At 58.3% G+C, this 841-nt stretch carries 1 protein-coding gene; it reads right to left on the bottom strand.

Annotated features, from left to right (window positions below):
• Nucleotides 1-2: 2 nt before the first annotated feature.
• Nucleotides 3-801, bottom strand: a protein-coding gene (locus AC1Q5S_RS22310) for an IS5 family transposase (protein ID WP_422203226.1) whose coding sequence is annotated in 2 segments (ribosomal slippage) — nucleotides 3-536 and nucleotides 538-801 — 798 coding nt in all. Because the reading frame shifts where the segments join, the coding sequence is not laid out codon by codon here.
• Nucleotides 802-841 lie beyond the last annotated feature (40 nt).

The raw sequence follows: 841 nt of genomic DNA, 5'->3' as shown, positions 1-841 counted from the left end.
GTTTACGATCTTCTGCATAGCAAAGCCAAGAAGGCCAAGTGGATGAACTGCAGACTGGTGTTCAGTAACCGCTCGCAGTTCTTCCACAATCGCCTGTTCTTCTCCAGCCACGCAAAGCTGCGCTCCACCACCCAGCGCTGGGGCATCACCTTGAACGTATGCAGTTCACTGCGTTTGGCAATCTGCACTGTGACGTGCCCGCCCAAGATGTCCTGCACGCCCTTGGCGAACGGCTTGCCCACATAGCCGCTGTCACACAGCAGCGCTTGTACCTTGCCCAGGGCAGGTTTGCAGCGCTGCAGTGCCTGCAAGGCCCCTTTGCGGTCAGTCACTTCGGCCGTGGTCACCGCAATGGCGTGCGGCAGACCTTGGGTGTCTACTGCAATGTGGCGCTTGATGCCTGAGACTTTCTTGCCCGCGTCATAGCCCTTGCTCTGCGCCGTGTCCGTGTTCTTCACGCTCTGCGCGTCCACGATCAAGAACGCGCTTGAGGCGTTGCGCCCCAGTTTCTCGCGGGCCGCGCCAACCTGATTTTTTTAAGGCCTGCTCCAGCACGCTTACTCCGTGCGGGTCAGGCTCGCTCCATTTGCGCCAGTACGCGTAGACGTTCTGCCACTTGGGAAACTCCGGTGGAAGAAACCGCCACTGGCAGCCCGTGCGCAGCAGGTACAGCACCGCGCAGAACACCTCGTACAGATCCAGCGCTACAGGCTTGGTACTGCGTCGAACGCTACGCAGCAATGGCTCAATCTCAGCGAATTTCTCTCTACTGATGTCGCTTGGGTATGGCTTTCTTTTCACCGGGCTATTGTCAGTCCCTGGAAGATCGTAAACACGTTCT

Source organism: Acidovorax sp. GW835-FHT14B10 (assembly GCF_058793725.1).
Note: the sequence above shows the minus strand (reverse complement) of the source record. Positions and strands in the feature narration are given on the sequence as shown.